24 protein-coding genes are annotated in these 18,120 nt (G+C 41.0%); 22 read left to right on the top strand and 2 right to left on the bottom strand.

The window, feature by feature from the left end; translation table 11 throughout:
* The first annotated feature begins 123 nt into the window (after positions 1 to 123).
* The 4 genes from BM126_RS14125 to BM126_RS14110 all read left to right on the top strand — a co-directional run bounded on the left by BM126_RS14125 (position 124) and on the right by BM126_RS14110 (position 4,601).
* Positions 124 to 717 carry a branched-chain amino acid aminotransferase gene (locus BM126_RS14125; protein ID WP_090990085.1) on the top strand — a complete coding sequence of 198 codons (594 nt, stop codon included), beginning with the start codon at positions 124 to 126 and terminating at the stop codon, positions 715 to 717.
* Between the two features lie 35 nt (positions 718 to 752).
* Complete coding sequence (locus tag BM126_RS14120) at positions 753 to 2,711, top strand: elongation factor G (protein WP_177201434.1); 1,959 nt, start codon at positions 753 to 755, stop codon at positions 2,709 to 2,711.
* A 261-nt stretch (positions 2,712 to 2,972) separates the two neighbouring features.
* Positions 2,973 to 4,205 carry a beta-ketoacyl-ACP synthase II gene (gene fabF, locus BM126_RS14115; protein ID WP_256213110.1) on the top strand — a complete coding sequence of 411 codons (1,233 nt, stop codon included), beginning with the start codon at positions 2,973 to 2,975 and terminating at the stop codon, positions 4,203 to 4,205.
* A 24-nt stretch (positions 4,206 to 4,229) separates the two neighbouring features.
* Entirely contained in the window at positions 4,230 to 4,601 is a 372-nt protein-coding gene (locus BM126_RS14110) for a YybH family protein (protein ID WP_090990083.1), read from the top strand.
* 57 nt (positions 4,602 to 4,658) lie between these two features.
* Here BM126_RS14110 and BM126_RS14105 read toward each other — a convergent pair whose 3' ends face one another.
* Entirely contained in the window at positions 4,659 to 5,006 is a 348-nt protein-coding gene (locus BM126_RS14105) for a hypothetical protein (RefSeq protein WP_090990082.1), read from the bottom strand.
* A gap of 248 nt (positions 5,007 to 5,254) precedes the next feature.
* On the opposite strand from BM126_RS14105, the gene BM126_RS14100 reads away from it, so the two are divergent.
* The 10 genes from BM126_RS14100 to BM126_RS14060 all read left to right on the top strand — a co-directional run bounded on the left by BM126_RS14100 (position 5,255) and on the right by BM126_RS14060 (position 10,962).
* Positions 5,255 to 6,112, top strand: coding sequence for a hypothetical protein (locus BM126_RS14100; RefSeq protein ID WP_090990081.1), 858 nt, complete (start codon positions 5,255 to 5,257; stop codon positions 6,110 to 6,112).
* Positions 6,113 to 6,126: 14 nt separating this feature from the next.
* Positions 6,127 to 6,351 (top strand): hypothetical protein, encoded by a 225-nt coding sequence (locus tag BM126_RS14095; protein WP_090990080.1) that lies wholly within the window; start codon positions 6,127 to 6,129, stop codon positions 6,349 to 6,351.
* Positions 6,352 to 6,533: 182 nt separating this feature from the next.
* Entirely contained in the window at positions 6,534 to 6,710 is a 177-nt protein-coding gene (locus tag BM126_RS22450) for a hypothetical protein (RefSeq protein WP_177201433.1), read from the top strand.
* 141 nt (positions 6,711 to 6,851) lie between these two features.
* Positions 6,852 to 7,238 carry a hypothetical protein gene (locus BM126_RS14090; RefSeq protein ID WP_090990079.1) on the top strand — a complete coding sequence of 129 codons (387 nt, stop codon included), beginning with the start codon at positions 6,852 to 6,854 and terminating at the stop codon, positions 7,236 to 7,238.
* Positions 7,239 to 7,316: 78 nt separating this feature from the next.
* Positions 7,317 to 7,526 carry a hypothetical protein gene (locus BM126_RS14085; protein WP_090990078.1) on the top strand — a complete coding sequence of 70 codons (210 nt, stop codon included), beginning with the start codon at positions 7,317 to 7,319 and terminating at the stop codon, positions 7,524 to 7,526.
* Positions 7,527 to 7,556: 30 nt separating this feature from the next.
* On the top strand, positions 7,557 to 7,691 hold the full coding sequence (locus BM126_RS22895; protein ID WP_090990077.1) for a hypothetical protein: 135 nt from the start codon (positions 7,557 to 7,559) through the stop codon (positions 7,689 to 7,691).
* Between the two features lie 202 nt (positions 7,692 to 7,893).
* Entirely contained in the window at positions 7,894 to 8,256 is a 363-nt protein-coding gene (locus BM126_RS14075) for an RrF2 family transcriptional regulator (RefSeq protein ID WP_371261451.1), read from the top strand.
* A gap of 269 nt (positions 8,257 to 8,525) precedes the next feature.
* Positions 8,526 to 9,203, top strand: coding sequence for an NAD(P)H-dependent oxidoreductase (locus BM126_RS14070; protein ID WP_090990076.1), 678 nt, complete (start codon positions 8,526 to 8,528; stop codon positions 9,201 to 9,203).
* 41 nt (positions 9,204 to 9,244) lie between these two features.
* Complete coding sequence (locus BM126_RS14065; protein WP_090990075.1) at positions 9,245 to 10,369, top strand: NADH-dependent flavin oxidoreductase; 1,125 nt, start codon at positions 9,245 to 9,247, stop codon at positions 10,367 to 10,369.
* 167 nt (positions 10,370 to 10,536) lie between these two features.
* Positions 10,537 to 10,962: an OsmC family protein gene (locus BM126_RS14060; protein ID WP_090990074.1), complete on the top strand. Its 426-nt coding sequence runs from the start codon at positions 10,537 to 10,539 to the stop codon at positions 10,960 to 10,962.
* Positions 10,963 to 11,008: 46 nt separating this feature from the next.
* Here BM126_RS14060 and BM126_RS14055 read toward each other — a convergent pair whose 3' ends face one another.
* Positions 11,009 to 11,638, bottom strand: a complete 630-nt coding sequence (locus tag BM126_RS14055; RefSeq protein WP_090990073.1) for a CBS domain-containing protein — start codon at positions 11,636 to 11,638, stop codon at positions 11,009 to 11,011.
* Between the two features lie 157 nt (positions 11,639 to 11,795).
* Here BM126_RS14055 and BM126_RS14050 point away from each other — a divergent pair, with 157 nt between their 5' ends.
* From BM126_RS14050 to BM126_RS14015, 8 genes are all read left to right on the top strand, one after another.
* Positions 11,796 to 12,179: a VOC family protein gene (locus BM126_RS14050; RefSeq protein WP_090990072.1), complete on the top strand. Its 384-nt coding sequence runs from the start codon at positions 11,796 to 11,798 to the stop codon at positions 12,177 to 12,179.
* Positions 12,180 to 12,515: 336 nt separating this feature from the next.
* Positions 12,516 to 12,836 (top strand): hypothetical protein, encoded by a 321-nt coding sequence (locus BM126_RS14045; RefSeq protein WP_090990071.1) that lies wholly within the window; start codon positions 12,516 to 12,518, stop codon positions 12,834 to 12,836.
* A gap of 304 nt (positions 12,837 to 13,140) precedes the next feature.
* The gene (locus tag BM126_RS14040; RefSeq protein WP_090990070.1) at positions 13,141 to 14,316 is read left to right on the top strand and encodes an acyl-CoA dehydrogenase family protein; all 1,176 of its coding nucleotides are present in this window, start codon (positions 13,141 to 13,143) and stop codon (positions 14,314 to 14,316) included.
* Positions 14,317 to 14,360: 44 nt separating this feature from the next.
* Positions 14,361 to 15,125 carry a 3-oxoacyl-ACP reductase FabG gene (fabG, locus tag BM126_RS14035; RefSeq protein ID WP_090990069.1) on the top strand — a complete coding sequence of 255 codons (765 nt, stop codon included), beginning with the start codon at positions 14,361 to 14,363 and terminating at the stop codon, positions 15,123 to 15,125.
* A gap of 24 nt (positions 15,126 to 15,149) precedes the next feature.
* Positions 15,150 to 15,599: a MaoC family dehydratase N-terminal domain-containing protein gene (locus BM126_RS14030; protein ID WP_090990068.1), complete on the top strand. Its 450-nt coding sequence runs from the start codon at positions 15,150 to 15,152 to the stop codon at positions 15,597 to 15,599.
* Positions 15,596 to 15,997, top strand: coding sequence for a MaoC/PaaZ C-terminal domain-containing protein (locus BM126_RS14025; RefSeq protein ID WP_090990067.1), 402 nt, complete (start codon positions 15,596 to 15,598; stop codon positions 15,995 to 15,997). The genes BM126_RS14030 and BM126_RS14025 overlap by 4 nt, the downstream gene beginning before the upstream one ends.
* A gap of 103 nt (positions 15,998 to 16,100) precedes the next feature.
* Positions 16,101 to 17,300, top strand: coding sequence for an acyl-CoA dehydrogenase family protein (locus tag BM126_RS14020; protein ID WP_090990066.1), 1,200 nt, complete (start codon positions 16,101 to 16,103; stop codon positions 17,298 to 17,300).
* A 39-nt stretch (positions 17,301 to 17,339) separates the two neighbouring features.
* Positions 17,340 to 18,113: an SDR family oxidoreductase gene (locus BM126_RS14015; protein ID WP_090990065.1), complete on the top strand. Its 774-nt coding sequence runs from the start codon at positions 17,340 to 17,342 to the stop codon at positions 18,111 to 18,113.
* The last annotated feature ends 7 nt before the right edge of the window (positions 18,114 to 18,120 follow it).

Below are 18,120 nucleotides of genomic sequence, written 5' to 3'. Positions count from 1 at the left end.
AGAAATGCATACAGCCAATTTTCACGCTGAAGAAAATTTATTGATATAATTAGAGTGAATAGACAATCAGGGCTGTTCATTGAATGGCTAATTTGCAGCTATTACATAGAGGAGGAAATTTTTATGCTAAATAAACAAATGATTAAATTCCTGGAAAATGTTCAGAGTTCTTCCAAGGGACAGGTACAGTTATTCGAACAAGAAAGAGAATACATACTAAAGCATAATTTGGCGGAGGCCAGTGTGCTCGCCGAAGAGAAAGAAAAAAGATTTAAAGACGCTTATATCGAGCGTTGCAATAAAGAAAGTGAAGAAATGATTGCTGAAGAATCCCCCGCCTTTTTCGAACACCCAATTGCATACTTTAAAGAACATGCTGGTGAATTTATTTATGTCGAATCAAAATGGTTTGAGCTGATTGGAGCTGATGCTGTATCTTTTGAATTAGATGATGTATTTGGAACATACTCTGTGCTATTAGGTTTAAAATTGCAAAAAAAGTTTGATGCATCCATCAGAGAGTTTTTGCATGCTGAATTAGCAAAAAAACAGGATTCATTTGAATTAATGTTCAGTAGTCAGGACGGCTTGTGGGATCTCAACTTTGCTTTAAATGATGTAACCGGCTTTTCTGAAAACATGATCCTTGAAGATGCCTTTAATCTAATATACAGCTTCTTATTCCGGCTTGCTGAATATGCAGAGAAAACAGCCTAAAACATAAACAGCCAGGCAGGGGTGAGGAGATAATAATGGCAAGAAAGACAATTGGGATATTGGCACATGTTGATGCAGGCAAAACCACTTTTGCCGAACAGCTTTTATTTCATACAAAAGTTATCAAACATAGAGGACGGGTCGATCATAAAGATGCTTTTCTTGATCACCATGATATAGAAAAGGAACGGGGAATCACTGTTTTCTCCAATCAGGCTGAAATGCGCTATAAAGATTCCCTGATCCAATTAATTGATACTCCAGGCCATGTGGACTTTTCTCCAGAAATGGAGCGGTCTATCATGGCCATGGACTTCGCTGTGATCATACTCAGCGCAGTAGAAGGGGTTGAAAGCCACACAGAAACCGTTTGGAATCTCTTGAGGAAACACGATATTCCTTCTTTCTTCTTCATTAACAAAACTGACCGGATCGGTTCCGATGAAGGAAAAGTGCGAGAAGAAGTTTCACTGGCAATTACCCGGGATGCAGTAAATATCAGGGATTTATGCCATACAGGAGAGATGAATGAGGAATTAATTGAATTTCTAGCTGAAAGAGACGAAAATCTGCTGGAGACATATCTCACAGAGGGCTATGATAGCGTTAAATGGATTAGTTCCATGAAGGAAATGATAAGAAAAAACCGCATTTTCCCATGTTCATCAGGCTCCGCACTGCAGGATGAGGGGATCCTTCCATTCCTGGATACCCTGGATTTATTAACGGAAACAGATTACAGCAATGGAGGTTTATTCTCTGGCAGAGCATATAAGGTGCAATACGATAAAAACGGGACTAAAATTGCCTATATAAAAGCTCTGACCGGAACATTATCTGTAAGAGATGAAATTTGCTATGGCCAAGGGGAAAAACGCACCTGTGAAAAAATAACACAAATCAGAAAATATCAGGGCAATACTTATGTGGCAGCCGACAAAGCAGAATCAGGGGAGCTATTTGCCGTTTCGGGGCTCACAAAAATTTCTCCGGGCGATGGACTCGGCATCTTAAGTGAATCTAAAAATCTCAGTTTGGATTCTCCTCTGAAATCCAAGGCAGCCTTCGACCCAGCCATCCCTGTAAGGGACGTTTTAGCATGCTTTAACATTCTTAATGACGAAGATCCTTCCTTGAATGTAGCCTGGGAAGAAACAAATCAGGAAATTACAGTCCAGGTAATGGGCAAAATTCAGCTTGAAGTGCTTGAAAAGGTGGTAAGAGAAAGGTTTAATATAGAAGTTTCTTTTAAAGAACCTGAAATCATTTATAAAGAAACTATTGGAACGGCGGTAAATGGTTTCGGGCATTTTGAACCGCTAAAGCATTATGCCGAGGTGCATATTAAGCTTGAACCCGCGCTAAACGGAAGCGGCATTACATTTAGGAATGTCTGCTCTAATGATGATTTGCCTCCAGGATATCAAAATCTGATAAAGCAGCATCTGCTTGAAAAAAAGCACCATGGAATTTTAACGGGATCTGAATTAACTGATATCAAACTCACGCTGATTACTGGAAGGTCACATATTAAACATACAAGCGGAGGGGACTTCAGGCAAGCGGCTTACAGGGCGTTAAGACAAGGCCTTGAAAAAGCTGAAAATATTTTACTTGAACCATACTATCATTTCAAAATCACTGTGGATATTAATCATATGGGCAGAGTACTCTCTGATATCCAGGCTGCTTTTGGTTCTTTTAACACGCCGGAACTCATTCACAGTAAAGCTGTGATTACAGGGAAAGCTCCTGTTGCAACATTTATGGAATATAGTACATCCCTTTCCTCTTTTACCAAAGGAAAGGGGACAATCGGCTTGGTTTTTGGAGGATATCAGCATTGTCACAATGAAGAGGAAGCAGTGAAAAAAAGCGGCTATAAGAAGGATAGGGACCCCGATTATACATCTTCCTCCATTTTTTGCGCAAGAGGGCAGGGATATTCTGTAACTTGGCAAGAAGCTGAACATCTTATGCATATATCAAATTAGCACTGGGATTGGCATTAATAGGCCATTCCCAGTTTTTTTATGCCCGGATACCAATAGTAACAGAAATTAGAGCCGTTCAGCTTGCAGGCTTTTGGCAAAGGACGGTACACACTGCTCTTTTGAATTAGGAATGCGCGATTAAGTGAACTAAAATCACGATAAATTTATCATAAAATTTGGAAATATAAAGGTTCGTGCAGAGTAATGTCGAATTATTAAAAAGGAATTATATTACATTTTTTTAAAAATGAGGGATTAGATGTGAAAAGAGTTGTGATTACAGGAATCGGGGCCGTTACACCTATGGGAAATTCTATTGAAGCAACGTGGCGCTCTGCACTTGAAGGAAAAACAGGAATCGGGCCGTTACTAAGGTTTGACAGCAGCGGATTCACAGCAAAAACAGCTGCAGAAGTTAAGGACTTTCGTATGGAAGATTACACGCTTGTTAATAAAAGGCATAGGATGGATCGCTTTGCACAATATGCAGTAGCCGCCTCCATCATGGCTGTAAGTGATTCAGGAGTTATTGCAGGGAAGCATGCAGAACCAGAAAGGATAGGTGTATATTTCGGTACGGCGGCAGGAGGGCTGGAAAGCTTTGAAGAAACTTATACATGCATGAATCAAGATGGGGTACATGGGCTATATCCTTTTTCCGCCACGCTGGTTATTTCCAATATGGCAGCTAGCCAGGTATCAATCGCTATTGGTGCAAGAGGCTATAATAATACTTCTGTGCTATCATGCGCTTCCAGTTCAAATGCGATAGGAGAAGCCTTTCGTGTCATACAAAGAGGCGAGGCGGATATCATGGTAGCAGGGGGGGCAGAAGCATCCATTACACCAATGGGGATCGGAGCATTTTGTGCCATGGGAGCCATTTCTTCGAATCCGGATCCAGCGGCATCCTGCCGTCCTTTTGATAAAGACCGCGACGGATTGGTCATGGGTGAAGGATCGGGTGTTTTAGTTCTTGAAACTTTGGAGTCTGCTTTAAAAAGAGATGCAAAAATATATGGAGAAATTGCGGGATACAGTACCGTTTCGGATGCCTACCATATCACGAGCCCCTCACCAGGCGGAGAAGGATGTGTACGGGCAATGGAGCTCGCTCTTGCAGGCTCAGGACTGGACAAAAAAGATATAGACTACATCAATGCCCACGGAACGAGCACCCATTACAATGACATTGCAGAAACTCAGGCAATAAAAACCTGCTTCCAGGAATTCGCACCTAAAATACCAATCAGCTCTACAAAGTCAATGACAGGCCATATGATGGGTGCTGCAGGGGCTATCGAAGCCATTTTTACTCTTTTAACTATTAAAAACAGCACAATACTTCCAACCATTCATTTAGTCACCCCTGACCCTGAATGTGATCTGGATTATGTGCCTGCTGCAGCCAGAAGAGCCACGGTAAAGGCGGCGTTAAGCAATGCACTGGGTTTCGGCGGGCATAATACCGCCTTGATTTTCAAGGCTTATTAAAAAATATCAGAATAGGTGAAATCGATGAATCATATTCAGGCACTTGAAAATTATATCTCTGCAGCCAATACCCGTGATTTTTCAAATGTTGAAAACCTTCTTGCTGAAGGGGCCATATACTGGTTCACTGATAAAACGTGCACAACCAGGAACGAAATCAAAAATTCCTTCGAACATGCATGGAATACCATAAATAATGAGGTCTATAGAGCAAAACACGTCCGCTGGATTGCCGAAGACAGTCATGTAGCTATTTGCATTTATACATATACATGGGAAGGCATATATAATAATGCTTCTTCTGCCGGAAGCGGCAGAGCAACAAATGTTTTTGTTAAGAGCAGTGGCGGTTCATGGAAAATTAAACACGTGCATCTTAGTTATGAACCTAAATAACATAAAATCTCCATAACAATAAAATCCCCTTGAACAATTCCAAGGGGATCTTCCGTTTTACAATTTTGGCGCCTCGGCCAGTGAATGTGCATCATCTTCATCCTTCTTTGCGAAGTCTGTGCCTAACAGGGCCTGATCCTGGAGCTTTGAGGCTTCTTCAGTTTCAGAGCTTTCTTTGTTCACTTTGCTGCTTTCTGCTTGTGAACCTGTAAATTTCTCAGGCTGTTCATTATTTTTTGGTTTAATCATGGACTGTACACTATTTTTCATTTTATCGATTTTTTCTGGGCTGATATAATTTTGAACTCCATTTATTAACTTATCACGGGCATCCTTGTTTTTTAATAAATAAACGGCACCTAAGGCAGCTGCACTCAACAGCATGTTCTTTCTCTTCATCATCATTTATTTCCTCCTATTAACGTTTAGTTTTATACATACCCGAATGCTGTATACTTAAACGCTGATCCTTGCTTTGCATCAGTCATCTTCTGTTCATATCATCAGTCTTAACGGCTGAAAGACCAAGATGATGCAAAGGGTCAGTATATATATGGCCAAATTCAAACAACACTCACAAACCAGGCATTCTTTTTGAGTTTATTATTAGTCAGCCGAATGCTATAATAGTGATAAAAAAACCTGGAGGAGAAATGAAATCATCGTCTGTACCTAACTGGCTTAAAGTTACATACGGATGCATCGTTGCAGGATGTATCATTCTTGCTTTGATTTATACTCCGCCTTCAGCGAGCGAAACGGTTAAGAATGCAACCTGGACTGAACTGGTCCTTCAGCCAATTGTTCAGGATCCGCTCAATTTAAAAATCTTCCGGGCTATTTTTTATTTGCTGATTTTAGTGGGATTTTTTTTATTGATACCAGCAGGGCTAGCTACACTTAGAAGGTTTAAATTGTTTAATCTGGAAATAGAAGTGGTAGAGAAAGAAGAAGTCCAATCTGCAATAGTGGATTTGGTGGACACCTACGAAGCGAAATCAAACTATATCAGACAGCTAACATCACAAGAAACCTATCAGGTTATTGTGGATTTGTTCGTAGATTCTGCAGGAAAAGTAAATATTCTGGATAGCCTTGCATGGTTTTTGAGCGATATGAAATTAAATTACAAAGAAAACTTTCATAAAAGCATTAATTGGGTTATTTATGAATATAGAGATTTATCCTTTGGCTCTGTTCAGTCTGAGGAAGTAAAGCCTTTAAAAATCACTTCTCAGTCAGAGCATCTGCTATTGACCGCTCTTTCTGAAAATCAGCTGCAGACCTCTAATAGCAGCAGTGTCTTAAACAGGCTGAATTTAATGGTTTTTCCTTTTATAGCAGATCAAATCTCTTACGTAATTGTCATGTATGACTATAAAAATGGTTTTGATGCAATGGATGAAACTATTTTAGAAACCATTTACCGGATGGTGCAGCTGAGTGCTGATGGCATTGAATATTCCATTATGGCAAAGAAGCTGTATGACTTGCTAAATGAACAGGAATAGAGGGGTGTATCACTATGGCTGAGAATCAAGGAACGGGCCAATTTTTAACCGCCCATGAAAAAAAACTTTTAAATGAGCTGCAAAATATTGAACTGGAAAGAAGTGAAAAGAGGGAAATATCCGTGATGATCAAGCAAACCGGACATGCTCCTTCCCATAAAAAACGCAACTTGCGAAATTCAGGCGATAAAAAAAATAATCCAAATGTCCGTCATATTCTTTCCCGGCTGGGAATATAGAAGTGACGCTTAAGCCCGCTGCTCACCTATTAGAGCAGCGGGCTTTTATATTTATTCCAGTAAAGTCTGCTTGCAGGTTTTGCACCATTGATGATTGTATGTTTGTTGAAAAACGCCAAAATACCGGCGGCATAATAAATTTTTACCGGCGAGCATATATTATATAAAAACGGAGGCATCTTATGAGTCTTAAACATGTCATGAACTCCTATTTTTCAGGAACGAAACAAACACATACAAAAAAAGCAAGGCAACTAAAAAAAAGGCCTGCAAGCAGGAAAGATTTAAACGGAAAAGCTATTTCCCACCCGCTCATCCACCAGCTGATTGTACAATACTATAAAAAGCGGCACTTTTAACAAGAGCTGAATATAGCATAATGAACGAATTCATATACATAAATCATCGGTGAAGCAGGTCCTTAAACTCTTCTAAAAGATGTACTATCTTGTCCCCATCACTAATACAATGTTATATCTGTTAAAGGAATGGGTGATGAAATGGAATACCTTATTACAAAAGAAATGCTGTCACAATTCATAGAGCTTAACCGAAAGAAAAAGGAAATCGAATCAAATCTGGAGCAATTGAAAAATGTGTTCAATCAATACTTTGATGCCGCTGCAGGCAAAAATAAAAAAGGTGAAATGGTCATCAATGAGTTCAAACTGCAGAGGCAAATCAGGACAACAGAAAAATATGAGCCGGAAATAACAGTAAAAAGGCTCCAAGAACTCCACTTGGAGGATTTAATTCAAAGAAAGCCAGATGATGCCAAAATAAAATCAGCTCTTCACCTGGGACTCATCAAAGCTGATGATTTAAAAGATTGCATCAAAACCAGCTCCTCACAAGCAATATACGTCAAAAAAATAGAGAATGAATAAAAAGCGGAAGCGCCTGTTCAGCCTCGACTAGCATAAGACGCGTATGAATAGAAGGCGCTCTTTGCCTTCTCTTCTTGCGTGGCTTATGACCCCGAGAGGCTAGGCGCTGGAGCTGGATTGATAAAAGCGGAAGCGCCTGCAGACGAACAAAGACTTAAAACACTGCATCCTTTGATCACATCCTTATTCATCTCAAATAATAAGAATGCCAGCCATGCTCTTGCACTGGCTGCTTTTTCATTTTCCATACAATATTATTTTTTGATAGACCATACTAATCTTGAGTAGAAAAGCATTAAGGATGGAGGTGAAAAACTGATGAGCAATGCTGCAGGAGGTTCCAAAAAAAATAAACCAAATGATGCAAACCATGTGAACGCTGAAACAAAGGCGTACCAGCAAAGAATGACTGAAAAAAGAAAATCCAGTAATAATGACAGTAACAAATCTTAAACAGCGAGCAATACAATTAAAAGTACACTTGCCCAGGTAAAAGATCCTTCCTTGGGCGCAGAAAAAAACCATGGACAGCCTGCCCCTTCATTCAGAAGGGCTATCTGTCCATGGCTTAAAATTATAAGAAGGTGACTTAGTTGACTTTGCTAACTGTAACAAATATAATTTCAGTATTCTTGTTGGAGAGGTAGGATCCTGTGTGAATAGTGAATTTACCATAGCCGTTCATTGTTTAGTGTATTTGGCATATTTGCCTGATCATATGGCAATCAGCGAGGAAATTTCACGGAATGTTTGCACAAACCCTGCAAGAATCAGAAAGATAATGAGTTCTCTAAGAAAAAGCGGTTTTGTTAAAACCAAAGAAGGCATTGGCGGCGGTTATATCTTAGATTGCAGTGCACACGATGTAATGCTTGCAAATGTATGTAAAGCCGTTTCGTTTGGCAATCTGAAACCTACTTGGATTACTGGAGACCCCAAGCAGGAATGTCCTATTTCCTCCAATCCCCAGGCTGTGATGGATCAAATTTTTTGCGAGGCAGAACAGCAATTTGTCTAATTTCCTGGAAAAAAAGACAATAGGTGCTGTTTTAAACTCAATTAAAAAAGGCCCATGACAGTCGTTTAATCATGCGCATACTGTATATTATTTTATTACAGTTATTTTTTTATGATTAACGGTGTTCACCTGCAGGATATTTTTTGGTCCTCCTGCTTGGCATAGCTTTCAAGGACCGCTCACGTGCTTTTAGTGTGCAAAACGTAATATTGCTCGAGCCTTTATTCATTCATCAATTTAGACATCTAATATTATCGGGAGGTAAGGTTATGACTGATAAAAACACCGAGAAGAAAGAACAAATCCTGGATGCCATGAATTTCAGGCATGCAACTAAAAAATTCGATTCTCAAAAAATGATTTCGAAAGATGATTTTGATTTTATTTTAGAGTGCGGAAGACTTTCTCCAAGTTCGGTTGGATATGAACCATGGAAATTCCTGGTGATCCAAAGCCCCGAACTTCGGGCTAAACTGAAGGAAGTTTCATGGGGTGCACAAGGCCAGCTTCCGACTGCCAGTCATTTTGTCATTATTTTGGCAAGGAAAAACATGAGATACGATTCCGAGCAGGTATTGAGCCATTTAAGAAATGTCAAAGAAATGCCTGATGAGGTGATTAAGGCGGCCTCAGTAAGGTACCGCAGCTTCCAGGAAGAAGATATGAAGCTGTTTGAAAGTGAGCGTGCATTATTTGACTGGGCTTGCAAACAAACTTATATTGCATTAGGAAACATGATGACTGCAGCAGCTCAAATTGGCATTGACTCATGTCCGATAGAAGGCTTTGATTATTCTGCTGTGAATAAAATATTAGAAGCTGAGGGATTATTGGAAAGTGGCCAGCTGGGAACCTCTGTTATGGCTGCTTTCGGATACCGTGCAGAAGATCCTCATCGCGGGAAAACAAGAAAAGAAATGAAAGACGTTGCTCAGTGGGTCCTATAAATATAGAATTTCCAATATAAAGATACTGGAGGAATATAAACATGCAAGCAAAATACAAACCATTATTTGAAAGCATTGAATTGCCAAGCGGGGTCGCTTTGAAGAACCGTATAGTTATGGCGCCTATGACAAATTTTTCTTCTAACCCTGATGGAACAGTAACCGATGACGAGGTGAATTATTATGTGCGCCGTTCAAACGGCGCGGGAATGGTCATTACTGCATGTACATATGTAACGGCAAGCGGAAAAGGATTTCATGGGGAATTTGCGGCTCATAGTGATGAGATGATTCCAAGTTTGCGCCGCTTGGCAGCTGCGATTAAGGAAAAAGGAGCAAAAGCGGTTCTGCAAATCTTCCACGCAGGACGCCTTGCCATACCTGAATTAGTTCCTGGCGGTGAAATTGTAGGTGCCAGTAACATTCCTGCAGAGGGTGATAGCAAACCTGTTCCCCGTTCTTTAAATGAAGAAGAGATTCAATCCATAGTAAAAGACTTTGGTGAAACCACACGGCGTGCCATTGAAGCTGGATTTGATGGCGTAGAAATCCATGGAGCGAATGGTTATCTGGTCCAGCAATTTTTCTCCCCGCACTCTAATACCCGTGAGGACAAATGGGGAGGCAGCCTCGAAAAACGTCTTACTTTTCCTTTGGCGGTTGTTGAAGAAGTACAAAAAACAGTTAAAGAGCATGCAGAAAAACCATTCCTTGTTGGTTACAGATTTTCCCCGGAAGAACCTGAAACACCAGGAATCACAATGTCTGAGACGCTGTATTTAGTTGATGCGCTTGCAGACAAGAATCTTGATTATCTGCATGTCTCCCTGATGGATTTCTGGTCAGCAGCAAGAAGAGGAACAGAGGATACCCGCCCACGGATTGAAATGATTAATGAACATGCTGCGGGCAAAGTGCCTGTCATCGGTGTCGGCTCTATTTATACAGCAGATGATGCGGCTAAGGCTATGGAAACCGGGATACCTATGATTGCACTTGGAAGAGAGCTCATCATCGATCCTGACTGGGTAGAAAAGGTGGAGCAGGGCCGGGAAGATGAAATTGTGACAAAGATTGATAAAAACGCCCAGGATGAACTTGTCATTCCCGATCCTTTGTGGAATGCCATTATCAATACACCGGGCTGGTTTCCCGGCGTAGAATAAAAAAATATAAGGCAATCCGTATTGCCTGCCGGAATATGACAGCCGTTTTCAATGTATATATTGAAAACGGCTTTTTTCTTGTTTTCGTTTGGAAGATATGGTTTATATGTTTATACATCAGCATATGCTAAAAAAATGCCTGTACAATAAAGAAGGGATGATTCTTGATGAAAACAAACGTGGCTTGGAATGGAAACATGTCATTTACTGGGAATACACCATCAGGACATGAAATCACTATGGATGCTTCCGAGGAATCGGGAGGAACAAACAGTGGAGCGCGGCCTACAGAATTGCTGCTGAATGCATTGGCAGGCTGTACAGGAATAGATATTATCACTATTTTGCAGAAGATGCGATTAAATCCATTGTCTTTTCATCTCGAAGTGGACGGGGAACGTGCAGAGGACCATCCCAAACGATTTACCTCTATTCATATCCATTACTCCTTAGAAGGCGCACTTCCAGAAGATAAGGTAATCCGGGCTATCATGCTATCAAAAGATAAATACTGCTCTGTCTCAAAGACACTTTCTGCACAAGTAACTGCAAGCTACTCAATCAATGGTGAAAAGGGAACACAAATGCTTTAACTTAAATTAAATCCACAACAGTTTATATGCTGTTGTGGAAAATTCATTATTGCTTTTCAATTATTTCTGAATCAACAATGCGGAAATTATGTTTCTCCAGCTTTTTCTGGAATTTAGGCAAATCACGTTCAGCCTCAGCGGAAAGTGTAATCATGACTCTTCGAAGCAGTGTATCTCCATTATCAAATGTATGAATGCCCTCGATATTATATCCTTTAAAGGTTTCAGCAAGGATCAGCATCATTCCTTTAAGTTCAGGTACTACAATAGTCAGGCTTAAGCCGCCCGTCTTCACGCCAAATCCGTCACGGAATAAATTCATGATCACACTGTGCGTAATGATGCCTTTAAATCTTCCTTCCGATGAAACCACGGCAAAAAAGGGAAGACGGTCAATATTAAAAACTGCTTTTAAAAGCGTACTGTCTTCTTCAATAAAGGAACTTTTTTCTGCGGCTACATCCAGCACTGAATCTGTATCTTTGCCGCCATTTTCATAAAGATGTTCAATAAGATGAACTTTATAAACCTGACCTTTATAATTGTTTTCTTCATTCACAATGGGCACGCAGCGGTAGCCTGATTCTCTTAAAAAAGACAGTGCTTCACCAACCGTATAGGAGCTAGGACAAACTCTCACTTTTTCCTTTGTTACATAATTATTCTTAATCAGCATAAGCTTCTCCCCTTCCTTAAGAGCAATAAATTTTCGTATAAGGGTATCATAACAGGAATTGGATAAAAAGCACGAAAAAAATTGACTTATTTTTAAATTTAAACTATTATGAATTTCGATTTATATTCAGCATTGTTATTTCATTGGAGGTTTTATTTTGACAATCAAAAAAGTTGATCATGTGGGCATAATGGTTACAGATTTAAAAAAATCAATTTCATTTTACGAAGAAGTAGTAGGCATGAAATTAAAAGCGTCTGTACCCCATACTGACGGAATCATCCAGCTTGCTTTTCTTGGATTTTCTGAAGGTGTTGAAACGGAAATTGAATTGATACAAGGCTACAATGATTCCCTTCCTGAAGAAGGCAAGGTACATCATCTTGCAATAAGTACAGATAAAATAACTGAAGAATTTGCAAGAATAAAAGGTTCTGGCATAAAAATGATTGATGAAGAAATAACCCTGCTTCCGAATGGATATCAGTATTTCTTTTTTCATGGCCCTGACGGGGAATGGATTGAATTTTTCCAAAGGTAAACAAGACAGCAAAATAAGTGCAACAAGGAGTGCTTCTTTAGAAGTGCTTCTTTTATTTAGGAATAAGGGGCTATTAATAGATTTACAGAAAACTCATAAAAAATACATATCTCATGCAAACTTGTTAAATTGTCCTTACAACAGTTTGTTAGCATGAAGCTGTTGCAGGTCAGTCCTGTTAAATTGAAGCTGGGAGTGAATAATTTGCAGAAATTCATAAACATGAGTGAACTTGCTTATCCAGATAAAGAGTGATTTTTGGTTATTACAAACGCTTACCCGCATCAAAGCCAGCTATATCGAAATGGATTTATCCATCGAAGGGTACTCTCATACATGGAGGAAGGCAGGAATATAGAGGTCTTTGTTCTCCACCCCCCATATTCCAAGGCAGAAATTAATATATATCAAGGTGTAACAGTCTATCGGGGAACAGAAGCGGATTTAAGGATTCTATTAAGCTATAAAGCCCATATAAAATATTTAATTCATTTTGTGAATCCAAGCATGATTCAAGCGATTAGAGAAGTGAATCCCGGGATTCCGGTTGTAGTATGGATACATGGATTTGAAGCAGAAACCTGGCACAGAAGGTGGTTTAAAGAACTTCAGCCCTTATTATGGAGCAAGGATATCAAGAATGCCGTTAACTGCTGACCGAATTGCCAAAAAATGATATTCAAAAACCCTGACTGAATTATATCTGTGGTTATAGATAACACCGGCTCTAGCCGTAATAGAGCCGGATTTTTCTGATTGTGATACATCCTTATTAAGATGGGTCCAGCAATCTTTTTTACTTGTATTTTCTGAACATTCTAAATAGAATAGAAATATACATACTAACTGGTAGGTATGGAAATGTCTGCTTCATGTTTCCTCAGACCGGCCAACTTAGAACCCGGCAGAAGAAGCTGACTGTGCAATGTTTTAAAAACCATAAAGAAATGGAGCTGGCTTTATGCATTTGCGCTTATCCGATGAACAAAGAATGGTTCAGAAAACAATCCGCAAATTCGTAGAAAAAGAGCTGATTCCCCTGGAGAATCAAGTTCTGAGAAATGAAAGAGAAGGTAAACCAGGTCTTCCTCAATCACAGCTTAGGGAATTGCAGTTAAAAGCCAAAGAAGCAGGTTTCTGGGGTATCAATACACCAGAAGAATACGGTGGTGCCGATATTGGACAAATGATGCTTGCCATTGTGCTGATGGAAGTGTCTAAAACGTTTGTACCCTTTCAGTTTGGCGGCTCTGCAGATAATATTCTTTATTATGGAAATGAAGAGCAAAAGAAGAAATATTTGATTCCTACCATCAACGGGGAGAAGAAACCTTGCTTTGCCATGACTGAGCCTGGTGCAGGCTCTGACACCCGGAACATAAAGATGACTGCGGTCAAAGATGGAAACACATGGGTGCTGAATGGTGAAAAAACATTCATAACAGGCGGGAATGAAGCCGATTTTGTAATGGCTATTGCTATTACGGATAAAGAATTACACGAAAAAACCGGGCGCGAGGGAGTTACCTGTTTTATTGTTGACAGGGAAATGGGCTGGAAATCTGAATACATTGACACAATGGGGGAATGGGGACCAGCAGGACTGGTTTTTGACAATGTACGGGTGCCTGAAGAAAATATTCTTGGTGAAGTGCACGGGGGATACAAACTTGGCCTGGAGTGGATTGGTTTTGCAAGATGGGTCGTCGGGGCTAGGGCAGTGGGATCTGCTGAAAGGCTGCTTCAAATGGCAATAGACTACTCTAAAGAACGTGAAACATTCGGCAGGCCGATAGCTGACCGCCAGGCAATACAATGGCAGATCGCTGATTCAGCAGTGGAAATCGAAGCAGCCAGATGGCTAGTGCTTAATGCCGCATTCACGCTGGATCAGGGAGAAGATAACCGCCACCTGGCTTCAATGGCAAAACTATACGGAGCAAATATGGGCAATCGGGTTGTTGACCGTGTGCTTCAGATACACGGAGGGATGGGCTATACAAGGGAACTTCCGATTGAGCGCTGGTACCGGGAAGCAAGGCTTTGGAGAATTTATGATGGCACAGACGAAATCCAGAGAATGATCATTTCAAGGAATCTGCTAAAGGGGCATGTAAAGGTTGGGCAATATGTATAAAAAAAGCTTGCCTTCATTTAACATCTGACAAGGAGGAAAATACGATGACAGGAAGATTCGATGGAAGAACTGCCTTTGTTACAGGAGGCAGCAGAGGAATTGGAAAGGGTATTCTGCAGCTGTTTGCACAAGAAGGGGCACAGCTTGCATTCATCGACCTTGATGAAGCGGCATTGAGCGAGACAGCGGCTGAAATAGAAAAACAGGGCATTAAGGTATATGCCAGAACTGCTGACGTTACAGATGCAGCGCAGGTCGAATCTGCTATGAAGGAAGCTTATGAAACATTGGGATCCATTGATATCCTTGTCAATAATGCCGGGGTGATCAGGGACAATCTATTTTTCAAAATGAGTGATTCTGATTGGCAGCTGGTCATGGATGTTCATTTGAAGGGTTCTTTCAATGCTGCACAATCAGCCCAAAAATATATGGTTGAACAAAAATACGGAAGAATTATTAATATCTCCTCCACCTCTGCCCTTGGAAATCGCGGACAGGCCAATTACGCAGCGGCCAAAGCCGGATTGCAGGGTTTCACTAAAACCCTTGCCATTGAACTGGGCAGGTATGGGATTACCTGCAATTCCGTGGCACCCGGCTTTATCGAAACAGAAATGACAAGAGAAACCGCCAGCAGACTCGGCATAACCTTCGAACAATTAATAGAAGCAAGCGTCAGCACTATACCTGCAGGCAGAAGCGGAAAGCCATCAGATATAGCAAATGCGGTAGCATTTTTTGCTGATGAAGCATCTTCCTTTGTCAATGGCCAGGTGCTTTATGTAGCAGGGGGCCCAAAAAACTAAAATAAAGAGGGATGTGCATTTGTTTTGTTCAAGGAATGTATCGGCCGATCATCCAATAGAGTTAAAAATACAGTAGAACGCGGGGCTGTAAAAAAATTTGCAGAAGCCATCGGAGATCTTCATCCTATCTATTTTGATGAGGAAACCGGATTAAATTCAAGATTCAGGACCAATATAGCTCCTCCCACTTTCCCGCGGGTCTTTGACTACGGGGAGATCGAAGGCATCCATTTGCCAAACAAAGGCCTAATTCACGGTGAGCAGGTCTACCATTACGAAAGACCCCTTCTGGCAGGTGAAGAAATTTACTGCTTTTCAACTGTAAAAGACTATTACGAGAAAAGCGGATCAAATGGAGAAATGGGATTTTTGGTTTTGGAGAGCTATGGTGAAAGCAAAGAAGGTAGTGCCATTTTTTCATCCAAACAGGTTGTGATCATAACAGAAGCGGTTAGAAAGGTTTTGATGGTATGAAGAAACTCGCAGAATTGAAAACAGGAGAAGCCCTGCAGGAAATTAATCTTGCACCTGTCTCAAGACTTGATTTAATTAAATATGCCGGTGCTTCAGGAGACTACAATCCGATTCATACCATTGATGAAGAAGCCAAAAAGGCAGGCTTGCCTGGGGTAATTGCTCATGGCATGTGGTCGATGGGCAATTTGGCCAAGATTTTCACACCTTACTATGATGAGGGATTTATCAGGGATTATAGCATCAGATTCAGAGGAATGGTATTTCTTGACGATATCATTACGTTAAGGGCTTCCTTGAAGGATAAAAAAGATACCATGCTGCAATTCAATGTGGAGGCTGTAAATCAAGCAGACAAAGAAGTTATTAAAGGCCAAGTCTTTTACCAAATCTATTAAACAGATAATAATGACAGCGTTGTCATTACTAGTTTGTCTAAATGATTCACTGTAGGAAGAGGATAGCAGCCCCGTCCTCTTCCGCTAAAAAAGGAGGGTCACTATGAATTTTGAGTATTCCAGCAAAGTAAAAGATTATCAGGCAAGACTTGAAGCATTCATGACGGATTACATATACCCTAATGAAAGAATTTACCATGAACAGATCAATAAGGAAAACAGATTTTCATCCATTCCACCTATTATGGAAGAGCTGAAGGAAAAAGCAAAAGAAAAAGGGCTTTGGAATCTTTTTTTTCCGGATGGCGGAGCCTCTTTATCCAATCTCGAGTATGCACCGCTTTGTGAAATTATGGGACGTTCAAGTATAGCTCCAGAGGTCTTTAATTGTGCTGCACCAGATACAGGAAACATGGAGGTTCTCAGCAGGTATGGTTCTGAAGAACAAAAAGAGCGCTGGCTGAATCCATTATTGAACGGCGAAATCCGGTCTTGTTTTTCCATGACAGAGCCTGATGTAGCTTCATCCGATGCAGCAAATATCAAGGCAAGCATCACCCTTGATGGTGATGAGTACGTGATAAACGGAACCAAATGGTGGTCATCAGGAGCCGGTGACCCGCGCTGCAAGATTGCCATCGTTATGGGTAAAACCAATCCTTCAGCCCCTAAATATGAACAGCAGTCAATGATTCTTGTACCTCTTGGAACGAAAGGTGTAAAAATAAAACGGACGCTCTCTGTTTTTGGATATGACCATGCACCGCACGGTCACGCTGAAATCCACTATGACAATGTGCGTGTGCCAGCTTCCAATATGATATGGGAAGAAGGAAAAGGGTTTGCAATAGCACAGGGAAGGCTTGGGCCTGGAAGAATCCATCATTGCATGAGAACGATAGGAGCTGCAGAAAGAGCACTTGAAGAGTTATGCAAACGGGTGCTAGACAGGCAGGCCTTTGGAAAGCGGCTTTCAGATCAGGGAGTGATCCAGGAATGGATTGCTGAATCTCGGATGGATATTGAACAAGCCAGACTGCTTACATTGAAGGCGGCATATATGATGGATACAGTAGGCAATAAAGAAGCAAAAGCAGAAATAGCCATGATAAAGGTTGCTGCGCCAAATATGGCATTGAAGGTTCTCGACCGGGCCATTCAGGCATACGGTGCCGCTGGGGTTAGCGATGATTATGTCCTTGCTTCCAGCTGGGCCAACATACGGACCTTACGGTTGGCCGATGGGCCAGATGAAGTCCACAAAAGAGCCATTGCACGCTATGAGCTCAAAAAGCACATATAAGCAGGTATTTGATTTTCTTAAGAAAAGGAGGAAAAGAGCATGCACGTGAGAGAACTATTTGATCTGTCTGGAAAGGTAGCTATCGTTACAGGAGGAGGAAGAGGACTTGGCCTCCAAATAGCAGAAGGCTTTGCTGAGGCGGGGGCACATGTAGTGGTTTGTTCCAGGAAAGAAGAAGCCTGTCTTGAAGCCAGCGAGTCATTAAAAAGGCTCGGCATTCGCACCTTGGCTATTAAATGCGATGTCACCAATCCAGAAGATGTTGAGCTTGTAATCAGCAAAACGCTGGACGAATTTGGGGCAATTGACATATTAGTCAATAATAGCGGTGCCTCATGGGGGGCCCCTGCAGAGGAAATGCCTCTTGATGCCTGGGAAAAAGTAATGAATGTCAATGTAACGGGAACCTTCCTTATGTCACAGGCTTCCGGCAAAGTAATGCTGCAGCAAAAATACGGAAAAATCATCAACATCGCCTCTGTAGCCGGAATAAAAGGCTCTGACCCGCGGTACATGGATGCTATCGGCTACAGTTCCAGCAAAGGAGCAGTCATAGCATTTACTAAAGACCTTGCTGTTAAATGGGGACCAAGGGGTATTTATGTCAATGCAATCGCACCGGGATTCTTTCCTACCAAAATGTCGGCAGCTTTAATAGAAAAAGGCGGCAATGCTATATTGGCAGGCACTCCCCTTCGTAAGTTCGGATCAAATCATGATTTAAAAGGTGCCGCACTATTTCTTGCATCTTCTGCATCTGATTTTATAACTGGAGAGACATTGATTGTTGATGGCGGATCACATGCCATGTAGCTTTCAT

The organism is Bacillus sp. OV322, assembly GCF_900112495.1.
Classification (GTDB): Bacteria; Bacillota; Bacilli; order Bacillales; family DSM-1321; genus Peribacillus.
The sequence above is the reverse complement of the archived record's forward strand: the minus strand, read 5'-3'. Positions and strand labels throughout refer to the sequence as shown.